The organism is Lysinibacillus sp. ACHW1.5 (assembly GCF_022014815.1).
Taxonomy (GTDB): Bacteria; Bacillota; Bacilli; order Bacillales_A; family Planococcaceae; genus Lysinibacillus; species Lysinibacillus capsici.
This window is the reverse complement of record NZ_CP091777.1, coordinates 3,269,397-3,291,394: the sequence shown is the minus strand read 5'-3', so window position 1 is coordinate 3,291,394 and position 21,998 is coordinate 3,269,397. Positions and strand designations below refer to the sequence as shown.

25 protein-coding genes, 1 tRNA gene, 1 riboswitch and 1 other annotated feature are annotated in these 21,998 nt (G+C 38.3%); of the genes, 20 read left to right on the top strand and 6 right to left on the bottom strand.

The annotated features are described in order from the left end of the window. The first annotated feature begins 51 nt into the window (after positions 1-51). Positions 52-285: a binding site (T-box leader), on the top strand. A 91-nt stretch (positions 286-376) separates the two neighbouring features. The 4 genes from L6W14_RS16495 (at position 377) to L6W14_RS16480 (ending at position 5,685) form a co-directional block, all read left to right on the top strand. Further along, the gene (locus tag L6W14_RS16495; RefSeq protein ID WP_371824169.1) at positions 377-1,693 is read left to right on the top strand and encodes an amino acid permease; all 1,317 of its coding nucleotides are present in this window, start codon (positions 377-379) and stop codon (positions 1,691-1,693) included. Positions 1,694-1,814: 121 nt separating this feature from the next. Beyond that, complete coding sequence (gene trxA, locus L6W14_RS16490) at positions 1,815-2,126, top strand: thioredoxin (protein ID WP_004226420.1); 312 nt, start codon at positions 1,815-1,817, stop codon at positions 2,124-2,126. 123 nt (positions 2,127-2,249) lie between these two features. Beyond that, complete coding sequence (uvrC, locus tag L6W14_RS16485) at positions 2,250-4,040, top strand: excinuclease ABC subunit UvrC (protein WP_237898408.1); 1,791 nt, start codon at positions 2,250-2,252, stop codon at positions 4,038-4,040. A gap of 107 nt (positions 4,041-4,147) precedes the next feature. Beyond that, a riboswitch (Lysine riboswitch) is annotated at positions 4,148-4,325 on the top strand. Positions 4,326-4,458: 133 nt separating this feature from the next. Then, positions 4,459-5,685, top strand: a complete 1,227-nt coding sequence (locus L6W14_RS16480; RefSeq protein ID WP_237898405.1) for an aspartate kinase — start codon at positions 4,459-4,461, stop codon at positions 5,683-5,685. Positions 5,686-5,783: 98 nt separating this feature from the next. Here L6W14_RS16480 and L6W14_RS16475 read toward each other — a convergent pair whose 3' ends face one another. Next, positions 5,784-6,218, bottom strand: coding sequence for a YslB family protein (locus L6W14_RS16475; RefSeq protein WP_048393678.1), 435 nt, complete (start codon positions 6,216-6,218; stop codon positions 5,784-5,786). Between the two features lie 272 nt (positions 6,219-6,490). On the opposite strand from L6W14_RS16475, the gene L6W14_RS16470 reads away from it, so the two are divergent. The 13 genes from L6W14_RS16470 to L6W14_RS16410 all read left to right on the top strand — a co-directional run bounded on the left by L6W14_RS16470 (position 6,491) and on the right by L6W14_RS16410 (position 16,716). Beyond that, the gene (locus tag L6W14_RS16470; protein WP_004226428.1) at positions 6,491-7,099 is read left to right on the top strand and encodes a succinate dehydrogenase cytochrome b558 subunit; all 609 of its coding nucleotides are present in this window, start codon (positions 6,491-6,493) and stop codon (positions 7,097-7,099) included. A 66-nt stretch (positions 7,100-7,165) separates the two neighbouring features. Continuing rightward, complete coding sequence (sdhA, locus tag L6W14_RS16465) at positions 7,166-8,920, top strand: succinate dehydrogenase flavoprotein subunit (protein WP_237898404.1); 1,755 nt, start codon at positions 7,166-7,168, stop codon at positions 8,918-8,920. Positions 8,921-8,925: 5 nt separating this feature from the next. Next, positions 8,926-9,705 (top strand): succinate dehydrogenase iron-sulfur subunit, encoded by a 780-nt coding sequence (gene sdhB / locus L6W14_RS16460; protein WP_004226431.1) that lies wholly within the window; start codon positions 8,926-8,928, stop codon positions 9,703-9,705. A 193-nt stretch (positions 9,706-9,898) separates the two neighbouring features. Beyond that, positions 9,899-10,363: an acyl-CoA thioesterase gene (locus tag L6W14_RS16455; protein ID WP_131521388.1), complete on the top strand. Its 465-nt coding sequence runs from the start codon at positions 9,899-9,901 to the stop codon at positions 10,361-10,363. A gap of 187 nt (positions 10,364-10,550) precedes the next feature. Next, positions 10,551-10,772 carry a helix-turn-helix domain-containing protein gene (locus tag L6W14_RS16450; protein ID WP_004226437.1) on the top strand — a complete coding sequence of 74 codons (222 nt, stop codon included), beginning with the start codon at positions 10,551-10,553 and terminating at the stop codon, positions 10,770-10,772. A 74-nt stretch (positions 10,773-10,846) separates the two neighbouring features. Continuing rightward, a complete protein-coding gene (locus tag L6W14_RS16445; RefSeq protein ID WP_016991542.1) occupies positions 10,847-11,299 on the top strand; it encodes a MarR family winged helix-turn-helix transcriptional regulator in 453 nt (150 codons plus the stop codon). A gap of 10 nt (positions 11,300-11,309) precedes the next feature. Further along, positions 11,310-12,107, top strand: coding sequence for a glutamate racemase (gene racE, locus L6W14_RS16440; RefSeq protein ID WP_004226440.1), 798 nt, complete (start codon positions 11,310-11,312; stop codon positions 12,105-12,107). A 132-nt stretch (positions 12,108-12,239) separates the two neighbouring features. After that, positions 12,240-12,989, top strand: a complete 750-nt coding sequence (gene rph / locus L6W14_RS16435; RefSeq protein WP_112116289.1) for a ribonuclease PH — start codon at positions 12,240-12,242, stop codon at positions 12,987-12,989. A 1-nt stretch (position 12,990) separates the two neighbouring features. Beyond that, the gene (locus tag L6W14_RS16430) at positions 12,991-13,584 is read left to right on the top strand and encodes an XTP/dITP diphosphatase (protein ID WP_237898403.1); all 594 of its coding nucleotides are present in this window, start codon (positions 12,991-12,993) and stop codon (positions 13,582-13,584) included. 12 nt (positions 13,585-13,596) lie between these two features. Further along, positions 13,597-14,100, top strand: coding sequence for a metallophosphoesterase (locus L6W14_RS16425; RefSeq protein ID WP_131521390.1), 504 nt, complete (start codon positions 13,597-13,599; stop codon positions 14,098-14,100). A 129-nt stretch (positions 14,101-14,229) separates the two neighbouring features. Continuing rightward, positions 14,230-15,690 carry a protein adenylyltransferase SelO gene (locus L6W14_RS16420; protein WP_131521391.1) on the top strand — a complete coding sequence of 487 codons (1,461 nt, stop codon included), beginning with the start codon at positions 14,230-14,232 and terminating at the stop codon, positions 15,688-15,690. Between the two features lie 106 nt (positions 15,691-15,796). Continuing rightward, complete coding sequence (locus L6W14_RS16415) at positions 15,797-15,958, top strand: DUF2639 domain-containing protein (protein ID WP_083225372.1); 162 nt, start codon at positions 15,797-15,799, stop codon at positions 15,956-15,958. A 59-nt stretch (positions 15,959-16,017) separates the two neighbouring features. Continuing rightward, positions 16,018-16,716: a YqjF family protein gene (locus tag L6W14_RS16410; protein ID WP_131521392.1), complete on the top strand. Its 699-nt coding sequence runs from the start codon at positions 16,018-16,020 to the stop codon at positions 16,714-16,716. Here L6W14_RS16410 and L6W14_RS16405 read toward each other — a convergent pair. Together L6W14_RS16405 and L6W14_RS16400 are read right to left on the bottom strand one after the other, a co-directional pair. Beyond that, entirely contained in the window at positions 16,713-17,363 is a 651-nt protein-coding gene (locus L6W14_RS16405; protein ID WP_131521393.1) for a hypothetical protein, read from the bottom strand. The two genes, L6W14_RS16410 and L6W14_RS16405, sit on opposite strands and share 4 nt — an antisense overlap. 93 nt (positions 17,364-17,456) lie before the next feature. Beyond that, the gene (locus L6W14_RS16400) at positions 17,457-18,203 is read right to left on the bottom strand and encodes an SDR family NAD(P)-dependent oxidoreductase (protein ID WP_131521394.1); all 747 of its coding nucleotides are present in this window, start codon (positions 18,201-18,203) and stop codon (positions 17,457-17,459) included. A gap of 221 nt (positions 18,204-18,424) precedes the next feature. On the opposite strand from L6W14_RS16400, the gene L6W14_RS16395 reads away from it, so the two are divergent. Further along, positions 18,425-18,498 (top strand) — tRNA-Arg (locus L6W14_RS16395). 94 nt (positions 18,499-18,592) lie between these two features. Here the strand turns inward: L6W14_RS16395 and L6W14_RS16390 are convergent. From L6W14_RS16390 to L6W14_RS16380, 3 genes are all read right to left on the bottom strand, one after another. Continuing rightward, complete coding sequence (locus L6W14_RS16390) at positions 18,593-19,768, bottom strand: tyrosine-type recombinase/integrase (RefSeq protein WP_237898402.1); 1,176 nt, start codon at positions 19,766-19,768, stop codon at positions 18,593-18,595. An 18-nt stretch (positions 19,769-19,786) separates the two neighbouring features. Beyond that, positions 19,787-20,257: an ImmA/IrrE family metallo-endopeptidase gene (locus L6W14_RS16385; protein WP_237898401.1), complete on the bottom strand. Its 471-nt coding sequence runs from the start codon at positions 20,255-20,257 to the stop codon at positions 19,787-19,789. 107 nt (positions 20,258-20,364) lie between these two features. Next, positions 20,365-20,766 (bottom strand): helix-turn-helix domain-containing protein, encoded by a 402-nt coding sequence (locus tag L6W14_RS16380; protein WP_237898400.1) that lies wholly within the window; start codon positions 20,764-20,766, stop codon positions 20,365-20,367. A 144-nt stretch (positions 20,767-20,910) separates the two neighbouring features. Between L6W14_RS16380 and L6W14_RS16375 the strand changes: the two genes are divergently transcribed. Together L6W14_RS16375 and L6W14_RS16370 are read left to right on the top strand one after the other, a co-directional pair. Then, positions 20,911-21,132: a helix-turn-helix domain-containing protein gene (locus L6W14_RS16375; protein ID WP_237898398.1), complete on the top strand. Its 222-nt coding sequence runs from the start codon at positions 20,911-20,913 to the stop codon at positions 21,130-21,132. A 17-nt stretch (positions 21,133-21,149) separates the two neighbouring features. After that, a complete protein-coding gene (locus L6W14_RS16370; RefSeq protein WP_237898396.1) occupies positions 21,150-21,989 on the top strand; it encodes a phage antirepressor KilAC domain-containing protein in 840 nt (279 codons plus the stop codon). The last annotated feature ends 9 nt before the right edge of the window (positions 21,990-21,998 follow it).

The window sequence follows — 21,998 nt, the reverse complement described above, 5'->3', positions numbered from 1 at the left end:
ATATTGACATAATTAACGATAGACATTATAGTGATGGATACATTAATGATTTGAAACGCAAAGATTAGGAGTAGTAAAAGCTCGTTATTCGGTGAAGAGAGCTGCGGGTTGGTGCAACGCAGACCAATAAGACTTTGAACTTGCCTAGGAGTGGTAACACAAATAGAATTATCAGATTATTCTATTTGTTTGACGATTAACCTTCGTTACAAGGTTTTTTAAGCTGGGTTCTCAAGAGCCAATTAGAGTGGTACCGCGGTTTGCTGATAGCATATCGTCTCTTCTTTCATTTGATGATGAAGGAATAGATGGTATGCTTTTTTGATATTTAGGAGGTAAGAAAGTGGAAAAAAACAAGCAACAATTAACAAGAACAATGACCTCGCGTCATATCACGATGATGGCGTTAGGTGGTGCCATTGGTGCGGGATTATTTAAAGGAAGTAGTGCAGCCATTGATATGGCAGGACCATCTGTGCTGATTGCGTATTTAATCGGCGGCATTATTTTATTATTTGTTATGCAAGGCTTAGCAGAAATGGCCGTGCGTAATAAAGAAGCGAGAACCTTTAGAGATTTAGTGCAATCCGTGTTAGGTAAATACCCTGCGTATTTCCTAGATTGGATCTACTGGAAAATGTGGGTTTTAAATATTGCAGCAGAGTCTGTCGTGGCTGCTATCTTTATTCAATATTGGTTACCAGAATATCCAATTTGGATACTGGCACTATCTGTTTCTGTGTTAGTAACAGCGATTAATTTATTATCCGTAAAAATCTTTGCAGAAACAGAATATTGGCTAGCATTAATCAAAATTACTGTTATTATTGTCTTTATCATTGCAGGACTTATTTTATTGCTTGTGACGTTTGGAAATCATAGTGCTGTTGGTTTTGCTAACTTAACGGAGCATGGTGGGTTCTTCCCTAATGGCTCGACTGGCTTAATTGCTGCCATGCTTGTAGTTATCTACTCCTATGGTGGGACAGAAATCATCGGGATTACATTAGCTGAAACGAAAAATCCGGAAAAAGTAGTACCAAAAGCTGTTCGCAGTACATTAATACGTATTGTTACTTTTTATTTACTGCCATTCTTTATTATCGTAAGCTTGATTCCTTGGAATGAAGTAAATGGGGTTCCTGAAAGCCCGTTTGTCATGGTTTTTAAAATGGTTGGTATTCCAGGGGCAGACCATATTATGAACGCTGTTGTTTTACTTGCCATTATTTCATCAATGAATTCAGGACTGTATGGTTCATCACGCGTACTCTATACACAGGCTGTAGATGGACGTGTGCCTAAAATCTTTGCTTATTTATCGAAACGAAAAGTACCAGTATATGCTATTTTAATGTGTACTTTAGCGATGTATTTAGGGGTCATTTTATCTTTATATGCGGGAAGCAAAACATTTGATTTTCTAATGGGATCACTTGGCTATACTGTGTTATTTATTTGGTTAATTATTGCGATTGCCCATTTAAAATCACGTAAAAAACAAGCAGAGCACACAAGTGCCTATGAAGTAAAATGGTTCCCTTATACGACTTGGATAGCTATATTGGCGTTAAGTGCGATTCTCATCGGAATTATTTTCACCACATCTATTATTGTGACAGGCATTACGTTAGCTATTTACCTTTTTATTACGTTAACCTATGTATTGAAGGGTCGTTATCAAGTCAATTAATGACTGTGTATTGATTTTTCGACACAGATTTGCATAAAAAATACATTGTAGGCAGATTGTTCGCTCAAGTGAATTTATCCATGCTATACTACAAGCATAGTAAGTTTAAGGAGGATTTCAAATGGCAATTGTACATGCAACAGATGCTACGTTCCAGGACGATATTAAAGAAGGGTTAGTACTAGTAGACTTTTGGGCTGCTTGGTGCGGACCATGTAAAATGATTGGGCCAGTTCTTGAAGAAATGGACGCAGCAGGTAGTGCGGCTAAAATTGTAAAAGTTGACGTTGACAATAACCAAGGTACTGCAGCTCAGTATCAAATTATGTCAATCCCATCTTTACTATTATTTAAAGATGGAGAATTAGTTGACAAAACAGTAGGCTTCCAACCAAAAGAAGCTTTAGAAGCATTTATCGCAAAACATGCGTAATGAATGAAGTTCACAAAGCCGAGCCATCAATGGATGTGTTCGGCTTTTTTTCGTTATATAATAAAGAAAATAACTAACATGATTCTAATGAGGGGAATTTTTACTTAGGGGGGCAGGTAGGTAATGAACGATTTAATAAAGCGAAAACTGGATATTTTACCAGATCAACCTGGCTGCTATTTGATGAAGGATCGACAAGGGACTATCATTTATGTCGGTAAAGCAAAAGTTCTAAAAAACCGTGTACGCTCTTATTTTACGGGAACACATGAAGGGAAAACGCAAAGGCTTGTAGGTGAAATAGAAGATTTTGAGTATATTGTAACGTCATCAAATATTGAAGCACTTATTTTAGAGCTGAATCTCATCAAATTACATGATCCAAAATATAATGTCATGTTAACGGATGATAAGACCTATCCATATTTAAAAATTACGAATGAAAAACATCCTCGTCTGATTACGACACGGAAGGTAAAAAAGGATAAGGCAAAATATTTTGGTCCTTATCCGAATGCCTATGCAGCAAGTGAAACGAAAAAGCTATTGGATCGATTGTATCCGCTGCGCAAATGTGTACAATTACCTTCCAAGGTTTGCTTGTACTATCACATGGGTCAATGCTTAGCACCTTGTGTGAAGGAAATTGATGGTCAGGTTTATCAAGAAATGATTGAGGATATGACGAAGTTTCTAAATGGTGGTGTGGAGGCAGTCAAAAAAGAGCTTGAAGTTAAAATGCTAGCAGCTGCAGAAAACCTAGAATTTGAGCGAGCGAAGGAATTCCGAGACCAAATTGCCCATATTGATACGGTTATGCAGAAACAAAAAATAGTTTCAAGTGATACAACAAATCGAGATGTATTTGGCTATGCTGTTGAAAAAGGATGGATGTGTGTTCAGGTTTTCTTTGTGCGCCAAGGAAAGCTGATTGAGCGAGATGTCTCAATTTTCCCGATCTATCAAGATGCAGAGGAAGAATTTTTAACATTTGTTGGGCGCTTTTATGAAAAGCCAGAGCATATTAAGCCAAAAGAAATTTTTATTCCACAAGCCATTGATGCAGCTATCTTAACAGAATTATTAGAAATTAAAGTGCTCACACCGAAAAGAGGTCAAAAGAAGGAATTGGTTGAATTAGCTACCAAAAATGCTGAAATTGCTGTGGCAGCTAAATTCCAGCTAATAGAGCGCCAGGAAGAACGTACGATTGGTGCTTGTGAGGCACTTGGCGAAGCAATGGGTATTAGTACTCCTTTACGAATTGAAGCTTTTGATAATAGTCATATGCATGGAACGGATGCAGTGTCTGCTATGGTTGTTTTCATTGATGGGAAGCCTGCGAAAAAGGAGTACCGAAAATATAAAACGCGTACAGCAGCCAAGCATGATGATTACGGTGCAATGCAGGAGGTTATACGTCGTCGCTATATCCGTGTTTTAAAGGAAGGACTACCATTACCAGATTTAGTCTTAATTGATGGTGGTAAGGGACAAATGGAAGTAGCCCGTGAAGTACTAGAAGATGAGCTTGGTCTTGTTATACCGATTGCTGGTTTAGCCAAGGATGATAAGCATAATACATCTCAGCTCTTGTTTGGTGATCCACCAGAAGTGATTAGCTTAAAACGTACAAGTGATGGCTTTTATTTATTACAACGAATTCAAGACGAAGTCCATCGCTTTGCTATTACCTTCTTGCGTCAACAGCATGAGAAGCATGCCATTCAATCTGTATTAGATCATATTGAAGGGGTAGGACCAAAACGAAAGCAACAGCTTCTTAAACATTTCGGTTCAGTCAAAAAAATTCGAGAGGCGAGCGAGCTAGCATTACAGGAGGCTGGGATGCCCGCTAATTTAGCAAGCCAAATTTTTAGCTATTTTCAGCAACAATCATTGTCAAAGGAATAGGCATGTGCTATGGTTATAAATAACATTGTTTTCAATGTTATGGAGAGCCAACTGCGTGACTAGTTTGTTTACGCTAAGGCTTAATGAATTGAATACATTCACTTTAAAGTGATGATAGAGGTGCAAGATTCAAGAGTAACACAATGGAGGATGGACAAGTCCAGAGATATTGTGTGAAAGGGGAGCTTGCCGAAGTACAGTATTGTTGTTCCATTGCTGTACTGGTTTTGCATTTAAGAAATGTAAGACTGTCGATTCTAAACGTTTCGGAGAGCTATCACACATGCGCAAGTTACGATTATTGTACATGTTATAGGCAGCTTTCACGTTATGTGGAGGCTGCCTTTTAGTTTTCTAGAAACGGTTTTACCCCCCATAATTTGGTGAAATACATGAACTGGAAGGGAGAACGAAAGAAATGGCTAAAGTCGTGATGAAGTTTGGAGGAGCTGCATTAGCTTCTACTGAACAAATCCAAGAGGCTGCTAGGAAAGCGATTGCTGAAAAGGACAAAGGATTGGATGTAGTAGTGGTCGTTGCAGCAATGGGACACACTGCGAAAGAGATGAAAATGATGGTACACCAACTAACTGACGATGTGTCGAAAAGAGAATTAGATGCAGTTTTGTCAACTGGCTCTCAATTATCTAGTGCTTTATTTGCCATTGCCTTGCAGGAAGCAGGCTATGAGGCTGTGTCTCTAACTGGATGGCAAGCTGGTATACATACGGATGGTATGTATCGACATGCTCGTATCGACTATATAGATATTAGTCGTATGGAAGAACATTTTGCACAGGGACAAATTGTGGTTATTGCTGGAGAACAAGGGATTGACGAAGTGCACAATATCACCACGCTTGGAAAAGGTGGAGCTGAAACAGCTGCTGTTGCACTTGCCATAGCGTTGGAAGCGGAGAGAGTAGATATGTATACAAATGTGGATGGTGTTTATACAGCAGATCCACGATATGTTCCCAATGCCCAAAAGCTTCAAGAAATTTCATATGATGAAATGTTGGAATTATCGAATTTAGGGTCTCATATCATACATCCTCGTGCGGTGGAGTTAGCGAAGAAATTTCAAATGCCTGTTATTATACGTTCAAGTTTAATAGAATCAGTAGGCACTTTATTGAAGGAGGAAGTGGAAATGGAAAAAAATTTAGTCGTTCGTGGTGTTGCATTTGAATCAGATATTATTCGTTTAACAGTAGGGTATGATGCTTTTTCCAATGCTTCATTAGCAGATATATTTACGGTTCTTGCAGAGAACCGTATTAATGTAGATATTATTGTCCAAGCCATTATTGATGGGTTGAAGCCAACTGTATCGTTTTCCATTTTAAAAGAGGAATTTGCGGAAGCATTACGTGTTTTAGAGGATAGTAAATTATCACTTGGATTTAGTTTTGCTGACTTCGAAATTGGACTAGCAAAAGTTTCTATTATTGGTTCAGGCATGGCTTCCAATCCAGGCGTTGCTGCTCGTATGTTTGATCGGTTACGTCGTGAAAATATCCCTGTAAAAATGGTTAGTACTTCTGAAATAAAAGTGTCCGTTGTTGTACCACAGGATGATATGATCCAAGCAGCTAATGCTCTCCATGATGAGTTTAATTTAGAGCAAGCACTTTACATATAATAATAGAAGAAACAGCATTTTATGTAATTGACCGAAATAAAAGGAAGAAAAAAGAAGGATTGTCATCCCATTCTTTAATGGGAAACAATCCTTTTTAATTATTCTGAGGGAATGGTATTCATAATACGTTCTTTAACGTCCCATTTGACTGTAAACATGACGTATTGTTGCTTTTCCCGTTTTTCATTATAGCATTCTGTTAGGTAGCCTTTAGCTAGTTGAATTTGCTCTGCTATAAATCCAGCTTCAAGTTTAAAGCTGCGCTGCTTTATTTGCAGAATTTCAGGGTCATTTGTCAACTGGAAAATACGTCCATCTTTTGATTCCTTTATGAGTTCTAATGTACCCCAGCAGGCATCTGCGAAAAATGCGATAAGTTCATCTTGACTTTTACATGGGAACTTGCGAGCAAGCTCTTTACCTGCCCAATAAAGGACGTCATCTTCATGTTTACCAAGTATAGAAGATAGAATATGATCACGAATGATCTCATAGCCAAATGATGAGATTGTAGGAGATGGAGTGTTTAACATTGTTATCCTTCTTTCTTAGAATTTTCTTAAAATTTAACGGTAATAAAGTAATGATAGATTTTTCGAGAAAAAACGACGCATCATGTACTAGATTAGTTCTTTAATAAGCTCTATGAAAAACTCCGAGTTGCCTTGACGCTCGTAGCTCTTGAGAGTACAATAAACATGTCATAATATTGTACCATGATGAAATACACAGTCAATGAAGTATCATTTACAAAATGATGACTTCTTTTGTTGTGCTATTTTAAGTACTAAGGGGGGTAACAGTCTTGTCGAAAGATCGAGAGTTTTTATGGCGTCGCTTACATTCTCTACTTGGGATCATTCCAGTAGGTCTGTTTTTAACGATGCACCTGTTCATTAACTTTACAGCAACAGGCGGGGCAGAAAGTTACAACGATGCTACCGCAGTAATGGAAAAGATTCCATTCCTTATCCTAGTTGAATGGATTGTCATCTATATTCCATTAATGTTCCACGCATTCTATGGTGTCTACATTGCATTCACTGCTACACCAAACACTGGACGTTTCAGCACGTACCGTAACTGGATGTTCTCTTTACAACGTTTTACTGGTGTATTCTTAGTGATATTCATTGCATGGCATATTTTCCAAACTCGTATTCAAAAAGCACTTGGCACACACGTTGATTACGACATGATGGCGAATATTGTTGCTAATCCATTCATGCTTGGATTCTACATTGTTGGTATTTTATCAGCAACTTTCCACTTATCTAACGGTTTATGGGCATTCCTAGTAAGCTGGGGTATTACACAATCTCCTCAGTCTCAAAAGATCGCTACTTACGTAACAAACATTCTTTTCGTAATTCTAAGTGTAGTTGGTGTGGCTGCTATTTTAGCTTTCGTATAATTCAATAGAAGCTACGATAGAGCACATGCAATCATTGCAATTTTTTAAGAGGAGTGAGAAATAATCATGGCGAAAAGCAAAATAATTGTTGTCGGCGGTGGTCTTGCCGGTCTGATGGCAACGATTAAAGCAGCTGAAGTTGGTACTGAAGTTGATTTATTCTCATTAGTTCCTGTAAAACGCTCACACTCTGTTTGTGCGCAAGGCGGAATTAATGGTGCGGTAAATACTAAAGGTGAAGGGGATTCTCCATGGATCCACTTTGATGATACAGTATATGGTGGGGACTTCCTAGCGAACCAACCACCAGTAAAAGGTATGTGTGATGCAGCACCTGGCATTATCCACTTAATGGACCGTATGGGTGTTATGTTCAACCGTACACCAGAAGGGCTTTTAGATTTCCGTCGTTTTGGTGGTACTTTAATGCACCGTACAGCTTTCTCTGGTGCAACAACTGGTCAACAATTACTATATGCGCTAGATGAGCAAGTTCGTTCTCATGAAGTAGCTGGTTTAGTAAATAAATATGAACACTGGGAATTCCTTGGTGTTATTATCGATGAAGACGGCGTTTGTCGTGGTATCGTAGCGCAAGATATGCGTACAGAAGAAATTAAATCATTCCGTGCAGACGCTGTTATTATGGCGACTGGTGGCCCTGGTATTATCTTCGGTAAAACAACAAACTCTGTTATTAACACAGGTTCTGCTGCTTCTATCGTTTATCAACAAGGTGCTTCATATGCGAATGGTGAATTCATTCAAATTCACCCAACAGCGATTCCTGGAGATGACAAAAACCGTCTAATGTCAGAATCAGCTCGTGGTGAAGGTGGTCGTATTTGGACTTATAAAGACGGTAAACCTTGGTACTTCCTAGAAGAAAAATACCCAGCTTATGGTAACTTAGTACCACGTGATATTGCAACACGTGAAATTTTCGACGTTTGTGTAAACCAAAAACTTGGTATCAATGGCGAAAACATGGTATACCTAGATCTTTCACATAAAGATCCACATGAATTGGATGTTAAACTTGGTGGTATCATCGAAATCTACGAAAAATTCGTAGGGGATGACCCACGTAAATTACCAATGAAAATTTTCCCAGCTGTCCACTATTCAATGGGTGGATTATGGGTTGACTACAATCAAATGACTGAAATTCCTGGTCTATTTGCAGCAGGTGAATGTGATTACTCTCAACATGGTGCAAACCGTCTTGGTGCAAACTCATTATTATCTGCTATCTACGGTGGTATGGTTGCAGGACCAAACGCAGTAGACTATGTAAAACACCTTAAAAAGCATGCAGAAGATCTTCCACAAGAGATTTACGATGCTCGTGTAAAAGAGGAACAAGCGAAATGGGATGCTATCATGAAAATGGAAGGCACAGAAAACGCTTACTTACTGCATAAAGAGCTTGGTGAAATGATGACTGCTACAATGACTGTAGTACGTTACAATGATCAGCTTGAAGATACATTGAAAAAACTTGATGAGCTTACTGAGCGCTGGAGCAACATCAACATCAATGATACGCAAAAATGGAGCAATCAAGGCGCGCACTTTACACGTCAGCTTAAAAATATGTTAGTGCTTGCAAAAGTAATGACAAAAGGTGCACTATTACGTAATGAATCTCGTGGTGCACACTATAAACCTGATTTCCCTAACCGTGATGACGAGAACTTCTTAAAAACAACAATGGCGAAGTTTGACCCAGCTACTGGTAATCCAATCATCACGTACCAAGAAGTCGACGTTTCATTAATCCCACCACGTAAACGCGACTACTCTGCGAAAGGAGACTAAAAGTTATGCAAATCGCAGCAAATACTGGAAGAATGGTCAAAGTGGAAATCTTACGTCAAGATACACAAGGCGGCAATAGCTACTGGCAAAAATTCCAAGTGCCTTACCGTCATGGTATGAACGTAATTTCAATTTTAATGGAAATTCAAAAAAATCCTGTTACTGAAGATGGTGTAAACACATCACCAGTATCATGGGATATGAACTGTTTAGAAGAAGTTTGTGGTGCATGTTCAATGGTGATCAATGGCCGTCCGCGTCAATCATGTTCTACACTAGTAGACCAATTGACAGAGCCGATTAAATTGGAGCCAATGAAAACATTCCCTGTTATTCGTGACTTACAAGTTGACCGTGAACGTATGTTCAACGCGCTTAAAAAAGTTAAAGCATGGGTACCAATCGATGGTACGTATGATTTAGGTGAAGGTCCACGTATGCCAGAAGGTAAACGTCAATGGGCTTATGAACTATCTAAATGTATGACTTGTGGTGTATGTATGGAAGCATGTCCAAACGTGTCTGAAAAGGCTTCATTCATCGGACCAGCTCCATTATCACAAGTACGTCTTTTCAACACTCACCCAACTGGTGCTATGATTAAAGATGAACGTTTAAATGCGATTATGGGTGACGGTGGCCTTGCAAACTGTGGTAACTCTCAAAACTGTGTTGCTGCATGTCCAAAAGGTATTCCTTTAACAACATCCATCGCTTCATTAAACCGTGCAACTACAGTGCAAATGTTCCGTAACTTCTTCGGTTCTGACCACTACGTAGACTAATATATGGACAAGCTGAACTCCCTTACACGAAGTGTAAGGGAGTTTTTTAAAGTTATAGAAATGAAATTTATCAAGTGTTATTTACGTTTTTTCTATGATAATATAGTATTTTCTTTTATAATGAATATGTATTCATTTTGTTTGCCGTTGATTGATAAAAGACGGGCAATTACATGACAGGGGATGGTATATCATGAAGGCAAATTATATCGATAATTTTCAAGAGTGGGAAAAGGGTTTTTCATTTTTTAGTGAGGTACGAGTGCGATTTTCAGAAACAGACATGTATGGTCATATGAACAATACGATTAGCTTTACATATTTTGAGCAGGCAAGAATTGATTACTTCCGACATTTAGGAATTTTAATGCCCTCAGTTGGAGAAGAGAATGTGAAATCTATACCCATTGTAGCCGATTTACAATGTGATTATGTAAGGCAGGTTTTCTTTGATGATGTACTACGAATCTATACAAAAATCGCGCAAGTTGGGAATTCGTCGCTGGACATTCACTATCTAGCAAAAAATCAAAAGGACGAAATCTGTTTCACTGGTCGTGGCACAATTGTGCAAATGGATCCTCGTACAGGTAAAAGTGTGCCGATTTCAGAGGAAGAAAAAACAAAATTCATTCAGTTGGCCATTCTGCCTCACTAGTTCAATATATAAGTATATGTAAATTAAGTGAAATAGTAGGTTTTACTTTTTACGTAAAATTTATGAATGTAACAATGTAATTTTCGAAATTTTTAAGGAAACATGGAATAATCATGCAAATAGCCGTCACCGCTTCCTGCCCCTTAACATAAGTTACAATACGTGCGGGGGAGGAGGGTGTAACTGAATGAATGGCTCTCATCATCGTTCTCTTTTAACAAACCGAGAACGTGAAATATTTGCGCTTTTATTAGCTGAAAAAACAACGAGAGATATTGCAGAGCAGCTTGGTATTAGTGAAAAAACAGTGCGAAATCACATTTCCAATACAATTCAAAAGCTAGGTGTAACGAATCGATCTCAGGCGTTAATTGAGCTGTTACGCTTGGAAGAATTTAAATTAGACTAATGGACACTTGCTATTTCGTGAAAAAAACGACAAAATAGAACTATTCAACGTATTTTTAGGAGTGAAATAGTTATATGTCGGATGAAGTAACAAAGCACTCACCTGAAACCGTTGCAACGGTTGAAAAGGAATTACGCTATATAGCGGCCATCGTGAAGCAAAAGGGAAGAGAAATTGTTTCCGATTATGCGATTACGCCGCCACAATTTGTTGCATTACAGTGGTTAGAAGAGCTTGGTGATATTACAATTGGCGAATTATCAAACCGTTTATATTTAGCTTTTAGCACGACAACAGATTTAGTGGACCGAATGGAGAAAAATGAATTAGTCAAGCGTGTGCGTGATGAAAATGATCGCCGTGTCGTTGTCGTTCATCTTCTCGAAAAGGGCGAACGTATCATTCAAGAAGTAATTGAAAAAAGACAGCAATATTTGCAAGAGATGCTTGTTGGTTTTAATGAACAAGAAGTCGCGCAATTATCAAGCTATTTAGAAAAACTACATGTACACATGAAACAGGATTGAGGCGGAAAGTATGAATGCCCCGATAGGCGTTATTGACTCAGGAGTAGGCGGTTTAACCGTAGCAAAAGAAATCATGAAGCGATTGCCAAACGAAACGATTTATTATATTGGCGATACAGCAAGGTGTCCGTATGGTCCAAGAAGTCGTCAGGAAGTACGGAATTTTACTTGGCAAATGGCAAAAGCACTCGAAAAAATGAATGTTAAGATGCTCGTTATAGCTTGTAATACAGCGACTGCAGTAGCACTCGAAAGTTTACAAAGAAATATGCCTTTTCCAGTACTAGGTGTTATCAATGCTGGCGCACGTGCAGCTGTAAAAAAAACGAAGCGACATGAAGTCGTTGTGCTTGCAACAGAAGGAACAATTAAAAGTGGGGCGTATGAAGAAGCCTTATTGTCACTCAATACGTCAACACATATTATTCCACTAGCTTGTCCCACATTCGTACCACTTGTAGAAAGTGGCGAATATAAAGGTGACTTTGCAAATAATTTAATAGCAGAAGGCTTAAAGCCGTTGAAAAATCGACAATTTGATACGGTTATTTTAGGGTGTACACATTATCCTATTTTACAAAAACAAATTGAAGCTGTTGTCGGAGAAGATGTGAATGTTTTATCTTCTGCGGAGGAAACAGCAAAGGATGTACAGGAAATGTTAGCGTATAATGGCACTTTAGCAAATGCAAATGCGGTGCCTGCTCATAGATTTTTTGCAACTGGTTCTGTCCCAATTTTCCGTTCGATTGCTGAGAATTGGTTAGAGCAAGGTACTCTCGACATAAAACGTATCACATTAAAATAAAAAATCAGCTTAGCAACAGGCTAGGCTGATTTTTTACGTTTTTAGCATTGTACATAAGCCACCGAGTACTTTTTTGATGGCACAAATTATGATAAGATGAGGGCGCGAAAGTTTTTAGGAGGAACGAAATATATGACAAGATATGATGGTAGAAATGCAGATGGGCTACGACCTGTGAAAATAGATAGTGAGTATCTATTACACCCTGAAGGCTCCGTATTAATTCAAGTAGGCAATACAAAAGTAATTTGCACCGCAACGATTGAAGACAAGGTACCTGGTTTTCTACGTGGGCAAGGGAAAGGGTGGATTACAGCCGAGTATTCCATGCTGCCTCGTGCAACCGCTCAACGTACACCACGTGAATCCTCTCGTGGGAAAGTCAATGGTCGTACAATGGAGATACAGCGCTTGATTGGGCGTGCATTGCGTGCTGTAGTCGATTTAGAGGCGCTAGGCGAACGTACTGTATGGATTGACTGTGATGTCATTCAAGCGGATGGCGGTACTCGTACAGCATCCATTACGGGAGCATTTGTTGCCATGACACAGGCCATTGCTAAATTTGCTGAAGAAAAGCCATTTGAAAAATTCCCAGTAACAGACTTTTTAGCAGCTACAAGTGTTGGGATCGTTGAAGAACAAGGCGCTATTCTTGATTTAAATTATGTAGAAGATGTGGCTGCAGCTGTTGATATGAACATTGTGATGACAGGCGCAGGACGATTTGTTGAATTACAAGGTACTGGTGAGGAAGCTACTTTTTCTCGTGAAGAACTAAATGAATTGTTAGCATTAGGTGAAAAAGGCATACAACAATTAGTGGAGCTTCAAAAAATAACGCTTGGTGAACTGGCACACAAAGTTGGAGGGAATCAATAATATGAAACAAGTAGTCATCGCCACAAAAAATAAAGGAAAAGCAAAAGATTTTGAAGCATTATTTGGACCACTTGGTTATGAAGTCGTAACAATGTTTGAAGTGGCGCCAGATATGGAAATAGAAGAAACAGGAACAACATTCGAAGAAAATGCCATCTTAAAAGCAGAAGCATTGGCGAAGGAGCTTAATACCATTGTTATTGCAGATGACAGTGGTTTAGCAGTAGATGCATTAAAAGGTGAGCCAGGTGTGTACTCCGCTCGCTATGCTGGTGACCATGACGATGAAGCAAACATGATTAAACTGTTAGAAAATTTACAAGGCGTCGAAGATGACAAACGTACAGCACGTTTTTGCTGCTGTATTGCAATTGCAGGACCTGATTTCGCAACAACAACGGTATTTGGTACATGTGAAGGCGTCATTGCCCATGAAAAGCGCGGAACGAATGGCTTTGGCTATGATCCAATCTTTTTTGTGCCAAGCTTAAATCGAATGATGGCTGAGCTTTCACCAGAGGAAAAGGGTTCTATTTCTCACCGAGGCAATGCAATTCGCAAGTTAAAGGAGCAATTACCGAATCTTATCAAATAAGAGGTGATATCCATGAAAATGCTTGTTATGAGCGATACACATGGTGACAGCCATGTCATCGAAAAGGTTAGAGGTTTTTATCCTGAAATAGATATTGTGGTTCATTGTGGAGATAGTGAACTTCCCTATTCACATGAGGCATTAGAAGGATTGAAAAAAGTACGTGGAAACTGTGATCGTGAGAAAGCTTTCCCTGAAGAAGAAATTTTCATGGTCCATGATGTAAAGATTTTTGTGACACACGGTCATTTATTCAATGTGAAAAATTCCATCTTATCATTATCCTATCGTGCTAAAGAAGTAGGTGCACAGATCGTTTGCTTTGGTCATTCACATATTCTTGGTGCCGAAATGATGGATGATATCCTATTTTTAAATCCAGGCAGCTTATTAAAACCACGTGGTCGTAAAGAGAAAAGCTTTGCTGTTGTGGAAATCAATGCGACATCTTTTAAAGTTGATTGCATGACAGATGATAATCAATGTATGGCTACATATACATTTGATCGACAATAATAGAGAAAATCCGCATAACTAGTAAAGTATGCGGATTTTTATTTGGGCTACTGATAATGGTAAAATTGCCTATGAATGATTCATGCTGAAATAGCAAAAATAAATCGTAAAGGCAATAAAGGAGAAAATATGAAAAAAACAATTGGCTGGCATTTTGATAATAGTTACGTTCAACTACCAAGTATTTTTTATTCCGACATATCGTTAAATCCTGTTCGTTCACCAAAATTGATCTTATTAAATGAATCAGTTGCAGCCTCACTTGGGTTAGACATTCAGGCTTTAAAGAGTGAGGAAGCATTAGCCGTTTTAGCTGGTAATACAACTCCAGAAGGTGGCGAACCGATTGCACAGGCTTACGCAGGGCATCAATTTGGTCATTTTAATATGCTAGGTGACGGTAGGGCTCTATTATATGGGGAGCAAATCACACCTCAAAAGGAACGGTATGATATTGCTTTAAAAGGATCAGGTAGAACACCTTATTCTCGCGGTGGAGACGGGCGAGCCGCATTAGGTCCAATGCTAAGAGAATATATTATTAGTGAAGCGATGTTTGCACTAGGGATCCCAACTTCACGTAGTCTAGCAGTAGTCACTACAGGTGAAATGATTATTCGAGAAACGGAACTACCAGGCGCTATTGTCACAAGAGTTGCAAGTAGTCATTTGCGGGTAGGGACATTTCAATATGCTGCGCAATGGGGGACAGATGAGGAGCTACAGCTTTTAGCTGATTATGCAATAGAACGACATTACGCAGCTAATATTGGCAATCAAAATCGTTATCTTTATTTGTTAAATGAAGTCATAAAGAAACAAGCCTCCCTTATAGCAAAGTGGCAGTTAGTGGGCTTTATCCATGGCGTCATGAACACCGATAATATGACCATTAGCGGTGAAACCATTGATTATGGTCCTTGTGCATTCATGGACATCTATGATCCTGCGACTGTGTTTAGCTCGATTGATCACCAAGGACGCTATGCTTATGGAAATCAGCCCAATATCGGTGGCTGGAATTTAACGCGCTTAGCAGAGTCCTTACTACCTTTAATTGATGATGATCAAGAAAAAGCCATTCAACTGGCACAAGAAACGCTACAACAGTATCCAAAATTATATGTAGAAAATTGGTTGGAAGGTATGCGTGCAAAGCTAGGCATTTTTAATGAGGAGCAAGAAGACATCAAGCTTGTTGAAGAGCTTCTTCAGCTTCTTCAGCAATATCAAGCTGATTATACGAATACATTTATCGCCTTAACATTTGAGCAATTGGAGGATTCCCCATTATTTAATGCATCAGCTTTTAAAGACTGGCATCACAAATGGCAAGCTCGATTAGCGAGACAGCAGCAAACAAAAGACATGTCACAACAATTAATGCGTCAACATAATCCAGCTGTTATTCCACGAAACCACAGGGTAGAAGAAGCTTTGGAAGCGGCTGTAGAACAAGGCGATTATAGTGTGATGAACAACTTACTAAAAGTCCTAGCCCAGCCATATGCTCATACGAAAGACCAACAAGAATACGCTTCATTACCTGAACCGACTAATCAACCATATCGTACGTTTTGTGGCACATAACTAAAAACGAGAGCTATTTATTCTCTCGTTTTTTATTTGTAAAGGCACTCTACCGTATTCAAACGCATATTCTATGTATGAATAAAAATAAAGGAGAATAGGGTTGGTGCATAAGTATTCAAAGGGTTGGTTTGTCAAAGTTTTACGTGCTCATGGAATTATGGTTCATCCTCAATTTAAAAGTCATTTAGGCTTATATAAAGAATCTGAATTACGAAACTTATATTATCGTTATGTCGAAATAGAGTCTGCTGACCAAAATCAATAGATCGTTTGTTTGAAGAACTCCTTTCTAGGAAAAACTAGTGATTAGAAAGGAGTTTTACGATGTGGATGATGACTCAAACATGGCAAGATGTTCTATTTTTACATTGGCCGATAGCCCCTCAAGAACTCGAAAAACATGTACCTAAAGAACTGAAGCTCGATCTCTTTGAACAAAATGCCTGGCTTAGTGCTGTCCTTTTTAAAGTTTATCGACATCGGCTACGCTTTTTACCACCTCTTCCTGGGATGAATACCTATTTACAATTGAATGTCCGAACATATGTGGAGTATAACGGCATGAAAGGCATTTATTTTTTTCATTTAGATGTGACGAATAATTTCTTATCAAAAATTACGGCAATAGGTAGCTTGCCATATCGCCATTCCAACATCCTAGTAAAACAAAGAGGGAATCACTATTCATATACAAGCCATTACAAAGCATGTGACGAAAGATTGAGGGTTATTTATACTATAGGAGACAAGACCAATACTAATTTTGACCGATGGATTGTAGAGCGCTACCATTCATGGGCGAAATGGAAGGATACACTTTTTCGCATTGATATTCACCACTCCCCGTGGGAATTAAAAAGAGCCAACGTAACGATTGAAAGCAATACATTAGCCTCTTTTATGAAGGGGAAACTTCAGGGCATGCAGCCTCGTGCTCATTATGCTAAAAACAAAACGGCGAGAGTTTTTCCTCCAGTAGTTGAGCATAAAATGATCATAAATCCATCAAGATTTTTGCATTAAAAGAGGTAGCAAAATTGCATAACGATGGCGCTGGCAATCATATCCGACATCGCAAGTGCCTCTGCTTCAATTTCATCAAATACCTCTACATCTGCCTGATAATCTTTTTGTATCATCGTGACAGCTTCATTTTTCGTTAAAGCTAAATGCGTATAAAACATTTTTTGTACGGCCTCTCTAGTTAGGTATGGATTGATTGTATGCAAAAAGAAAGCAATATCATCTGCATTACGATACCATTCCCTCTCTTTAGCTTCCGCTGTGGTAGCGTCACCTTTCGCAGCAGCTGTCACTAATTGAGCCGCAATTACCAGATGCTCTTTAATTAAAGCTGCATAACGATCCGCCACGGAGTCACCATAAAAGGGGCGTAAACAATTCCCTAAATCGGTTGCATTGCGTAGCAAACGCTGCTGCACAAAGGGTAAATCAGGCAAATTAAACACAATGCTAATAATAGTCATCCGTGTCCAATTCACATGCTCCATCCAAAGTAAGCGGTTCATAGCCATAAAGTCTGCTTCGCCTTTACTAATACAGCGTCGGTAATCATTTGACTGTAAAATGTGACGAATCGGAGCCGTATACTGCGTATAGGGAGCATGATACAGCTGACTTAATGAAAAACCATTTGAATAGGGGTACAAGGCTTCACTCCTTCTTGTTCTTTCTCCTACAGTAGCATACTCTAAGGAATCTCGGAGTATGAAGAACAAGAAAGAAAAGAAGAGACGACAAAATTACGCTTCATACATCATTTTCTTCGTCATGCCACCATCAACTGTAAGATTAATACCTGTCACAAAGTTATTGATCGGGTTTGTTAAATAGAGACAAGCCTGTGCAATATCCTCAGGCAGACCAACCCTTCCTGACAAATGCTGCGCATGGTCGATTGGCCGTAGTGCCTCGTAATCACCTGTTTCAATCCACCCAGGGGAAATACAATTCACTGTAATTTGATCTGGCCCTAAAGATCGCGCTAAAGCATGTGTTAACGCGATGATACCACCCTTTGTAGCCGCATAAGCTTCTGAATGAGGCTCTGACATTTCAGCTCGCGTTGAGGCCAGCGAAACAATGGAACCACCCTTTGCATTATGCCGCATCACTTTTGCAGCCTCTCTGGCACAGAAAAAGGTACCCGTTAAATTCGTCTGCAACAAATCCTGCCACTCATCAAACGTTACCTCATAGGGAGATTGATGCTGGAACTTCCCAGCATTATTAATTAAAATATGAATGGTTCCATATTGCTCAACAGCTCGCTGCATCAAATGAATGATATCCTGTTCCTTTGTCACATCCGTTGGCACAAATAATGCAGAGTAGCCTTGAGCAAGCATATCCTGTTCTAACTGTTGACCTAAGCCTGCCTTCAAATCAGCAATCACCACTTTTGCACCTTGTTGTGCATATGCAAGCGTAATACCCTTACCAATCCCTTGTGCACCACCTGTGACCATAACGACTAAATCTTTAAACATCCACAAACCTCCTACTTTTTTATCGCCAATAGTGTAGCAAATATTTTGCTATCCGTCCTGTTAAGAGGGGGAAGAAATGGTATAATGGATGCTGTAGCAACATATGATAAAAAATATGAGGCAAACCTTGCCTGCATAGTAAAATTAATGTTGACATTATGCTATAAAGTACATATAATAAATATTGTCCTTCCTATGGAATACATAAGAAACGACATCATGTCTCAGTAGCTCAGCTGGATAGAGCAACGGCCTTCTAAGCCGTCGGTCGGGGGTTCGAATCCCTCCTGGGACGTCAAGCAAAGCCTTACAGCCACAACGGTTGTAAGGCTTATTATTTTTATGCAAGAATGTATAATTCTTTGTTTGGTGCCCAAGAGGTGCCCAAATCAGTCTTTTTCATCGAAAAGTTTATCAAAATGAGAACTAGCTCGTTGATCTGTTTCTTGTAAAAGATGTCCGTAAGTATTCATTGTAGTTGTGATATTAGAATGACCTAATCTCGATTGAATAACTTTTGGATGTTCACCAGCATGAATTAACAGGGTAGCTGAAGTATGTCTTAAATCGTGAAAACGAATTCTAGGTAAATCAGGATTCCTTTTCATAAAACGATCCCACCACTGACTTATTGAATCTGGACGATAAGGTTTACCAAACTCATTTGAGAAAAGAAAAATATGTCCTTCCCATTCTCGCTCGTCATCAGCTTCTTCTAATTGATATTTTTTTACTGCAGCAAGTGTAACTAAATCATTCATGATATTTGAAGGGATAGTCACAACTCGTTTTCTTTTACCTTTCGTCTCTTTTACAATGATTCCTTCTCCAGTTAAATTAACTAAAGCTTGTTCAATTAATAAGGTATTGTTTTCTATGTTTAAGTGTTTTTCTTCGATGGCTACTAGTTCACCTTGTCGAGCAGCGCTTACTACAGCCAGTTCAACTAACAATCGTTTTTCAGCAGTCTCTCTATTATTTAATCGCTCAAACAACAATTTAACTTGTCCCTCATTGTAGGCTTTTCCATCTTCATATTTGAGTTTGGGTAGTTTTATATTTTTACATGGACTTTCTTCGATTAAATTCCATTCAACAGCTACATTCATAATACTAGCGAATGCTTTGTATATGTTATGGATGGTTGAGGGGGCCAGTTCACTTTCATCACCATCTAATCTACGCTTTTTCTTTTGTAAGTCACCAACAAAAAAAACTACATCCACTTTTTTAATATCTTTTAATTTCATATCGCCGAAAATAGGAAGAATACGCTTTTCTAAATGTGTACAGTTATCATGAAATGATCGTGCGCTATAATGTTGTTTTGCATAATTTTCTTTCCATCGTGGAAATAGATTATTTAGAGTGATAGATTCAATATCACTAAAATAGACATCTTTATTTTGTTTCATTTCTTCTTCGAACAGGATCAGTAATCGTAGCGCTTCTTTTTCATTTTTCGCTTCTACATTTTTTGTTTTACGAATCCGACGATTACCCCGATAACCTAAATCAGCGATAAGTTTAAATTTGTTCTTACTGATTTTCTGTACATATCCCATGTTAATAACTCCTTTCAACTAGATTACAATTCTTAAAAAATGATTGTTAAAGTAATGATTGAGTCTCTTTTCAGCGAAGTCATATTCAACTTTGAAAAGTAGACAAATTTTAATAATCGCCAATTCTTCATCTATAGGAAGTCTAATTTTATTTAACATAAAAGTAGGAACACAAGCTTGCAAAGCAAAATTATTTGCTTTCCATTCCTGGTACTCTACAAATAAAGGGTGAGTTTTTGTTTGATTGCCAGAATGCGAGATTACATGGCCTAATTCATGGCAAAATTCTTGCCATTGTTCTTGCTTAGATAATCTTGAATCTATAATTATTATATTGTCGTAACTTACTGAATCTATTGGTAAGTAAATTACTGTGAAGCTAAGCTTCGGGCCAATTATCCGCGGATCTAAGTGGGAAGGTTTAGTTACCCCAATACTAGTGTATAAATCGCGAACGTAATCTTCTAAATGAGTATAAACAAACGTCATAACATCCCTCTTTTTGCAAACATATGTTCTTTTGATGTTAACAAAAAAATCCACCACTGAAAAGGCGAATTTTTAAATGTCTGGAAAGTCTACATAAGAATGTAAAATCACTTCTTATTTTCTTGTTGCTTTTTCCATACCTCGTAATAAACTTCGAATTGCTCTAAAGCATCAAGCAAATTTTCGGGTTGGTTTTTAAAAAACAAATTTTCTCTAGTTAAGAAGAAATCAATAACTTCTTTTTGATATGCACTTAAATTGTTATAGTCATCGTCCGAGATACCAGCTTGTTTATGTAAAGCATTCTTGTTATCAGTTCTACCTAGTAGATAATCTACAGATACATCATAAAAGTCAGCTAATTTACTTAAGGTTTCAAAGTCAGGTTGTGTTGAAGAAGTTTCATAACGAGCATATGTTGATCTATTGATTGTAAGGCGGTCAGTTAGTTCTTTTTGAGACAAACCTTTTTCAGTGCGTAATTTTTTTAATATCTCGCCATATTTCATACAGTACGCTCCTTTCTATTCTCTCTATTATAGGTGAATTTTTTGCACAATAAATAATTTGTGAAAAAACTACACAAAATGTATTGACTGTGCAAAAAATGCACGATATACTATGTGTAAGAAATGCACAAAGGAGGTGGTGACATGTTTCCAGAAATTTTAAAGGAACAGCGAAAAGCTCTCAAATTATCCCATGAACAAGTATCAAATATGGTGGGAATTGAACGCTCTTATTACACCAAAATAGAGAATGGATTAAAACCAAGTGTAAAAGTTGCACAAGCTATTGCTAAAGTATTAGGTATTGACTGGACGATTTTTTTTATTGAATTTTGTGCAAAAAATGCACAAGAGAAAACAGCGTGATACAAGGAGGAATAACAATGAATTTAATCTTAGTTCAAAGCCGAGCATTCAATTCTGTTGTATGTGATTTATGGCAAAACGAAAATGGCGATGTGTTTATGACGCGCAAACAAATAGGTGAAGCGCTTGAATATTCAGAACCAGAAACAGCTATTCGTAAAATTCATAAGCGACACGAGGAACGTCTTGACCAATTTTCAGTACAGACCAAACTGGTCGGAACTGATGGTAAGCAATACGAAACGTTCATCTACAACGAAAAAGGTATTTACGAAGTCATCCGAAAAAGCCAACAACCAAAAGCAGATGAATTTTACGACTTCGTATACGACTTATTAGAAAGTTTGCGTAAAGGTGAATTGAAAATCGTTCAAACGCAACCACAATTACCAACTAATTACAAAGAAGCCTTACTGGCGTTAGTCAAAGAAGTTGAAAAGAACGAACAACTTGAAATCGAAAAGCAAATGTATCAGCAACAAGTAGCTGATATGCAACCAATCGTAACTTACGTTGACGAAGTACTGAAATGTACTGATTTACTCCTAACTTCGCAGATTGCAGAGGATTACGGAATGAGTGCATACGCACTAAATAAATTATTAAACGAGCATGGCATTCAATACAGCTTGAATAAACAATGGTTACTGTATAGCAAGTTCAAAGGTCAAGGCTACACAAAATCTGAAACGAAAGAATACAAAAAGCCAGATGGTTCCACTGGTGTAAGACTTCATACAAAGTGGACGCAAAAAGGGCGTTTATTCCTTTACGAAACTTTAAAAGCAAAAGGCATTTTACCAACGATGGAGCGAATGAAGTTAAAGCTCATTGAAGGTAATAAACAACTAGCATAGGAGGATTAA

Bases quoted from the DNA above. Each gene is read 5' to 3' on its own strand.
- L6W14_RS16495 (WP_371824169.1), top strand. From the start codon at position 377: ATGACCTCGCGTCATATCACGATGATGGCGTTAGGTGGTGCCATTGGT.
- trxA (WP_004226420.1), top strand. From the start codon at position 1,815: ATGGCAATTGTACATGCAACAGATGCTACGTTCCAGGACGATATTAAA.
- uvrC (WP_237898408.1), top strand. From the start codon at position 2,250: ATGAACGATTTAATAAAGCGAAAACTGGATATTTTACCAGATCAACCT.
- L6W14_RS16480 (WP_237898405.1), top strand. From the start codon at position 4,459: ATGGCTAAAGTCGTGATGAAGTTTGGAGGAGCTGCATTAGCTTCTACT.
- L6W14_RS16475 (WP_048393678.1), bottom strand. From the start codon at position 6,218: ATGTTAAACACTCCATCTCCTACAATCTCATCATTTGGCTATGAGATC.
- sdhA (WP_237898404.1), top strand. From the start codon at position 7,166: ATGGCGAAAAGCAAAATAATTGTTGTCGGCGGTGGTCTTGCCGGTCTG.
- sdhB (WP_004226431.1), top strand. From the start codon at position 8,926: ATGCAAATCGCAGCAAATACTGGAAGAATGGTCAAAGTGGAAATCTTA.
- L6W14_RS16455 (WP_131521388.1), top strand. From the start codon at position 9,899: ATGAAGGCAAATTATATCGATAATTTTCAAGAGTGGGAAAAGGGTTTT.
- L6W14_RS16450 (WP_004226437.1), top strand. From the start codon at position 10,551: ATGAATGGCTCTCATCATCGTTCTCTTTTAACAAACCGAGAACGTGAA.
- L6W14_RS16445 (WP_016991542.1), top strand. From the start codon at position 10,847: ATGTCGGATGAAGTAACAAAGCACTCACCTGAAACCGTTGCAACGGTT.
- racE (WP_004226440.1), top strand. From the start codon at position 11,310: ATGAATGCCCCGATAGGCGTTATTGACTCAGGAGTAGGCGGTTTAACC.
- rph (WP_112116289.1), top strand. From the start codon at position 12,240: ATGACAAGATATGATGGTAGAAATGCAGATGGGCTACGACCTGTGAAA.
- L6W14_RS16430 (WP_237898403.1), top strand. From the start codon at position 12,991: ATGAAACAAGTAGTCATCGCCACAAAAAATAAAGGAAAAGCAAAAGAT.
- L6W14_RS16425 (WP_131521390.1), top strand. From the start codon at position 13,597: ATGAAAATGCTTGTTATGAGCGATACACATGGTGACAGCCATGTCATC.
- L6W14_RS16420 (WP_131521391.1), top strand. From the start codon at position 14,230: ATGAAAAAAACAATTGGCTGGCATTTTGATAATAGTTACGTTCAACTA.
- L6W14_RS16410 (WP_131521392.1), top strand. From the start codon at position 16,018: ATGTGGATGATGACTCAAACATGGCAAGATGTTCTATTTTTACATTGG.
- L6W14_RS16400 (WP_131521394.1), bottom strand. From the start codon at position 18,203: ATGTTTAAAGATTTAGTCGTTATGGTCACAGGTGGTGCACAAGGGATT.
- L6W14_RS16390 (WP_237898402.1), bottom strand. From the start codon at position 19,768: ATGGGATATGTACAGAAAATCAGTAAGAACAAATTTAAACTTATCGCT.
- L6W14_RS16385 (WP_237898401.1), bottom strand. From the start codon at position 20,257: ATGACGTTTGTTTATACTCATTTAGAAGATTACGTTCGCGATTTATAC.
- L6W14_RS16380 (WP_237898400.1), bottom strand. From the start codon at position 20,766: ATGAAATATGGCGAGATATTAAAAAAATTACGCACTGAAAAAGGTTTG.
- L6W14_RS16375 (WP_237898398.1), top strand. From the start codon at position 20,911: ATGTTTCCAGAAATTTTAAAGGAACAGCGAAAAGCTCTCAAATTATCC.
- L6W14_RS16370 (WP_237898396.1), top strand. From the start codon at position 21,150: ATGAATTTAATCTTAGTTCAAAGCCGAGCATTCAATTCTGTTGTATGT.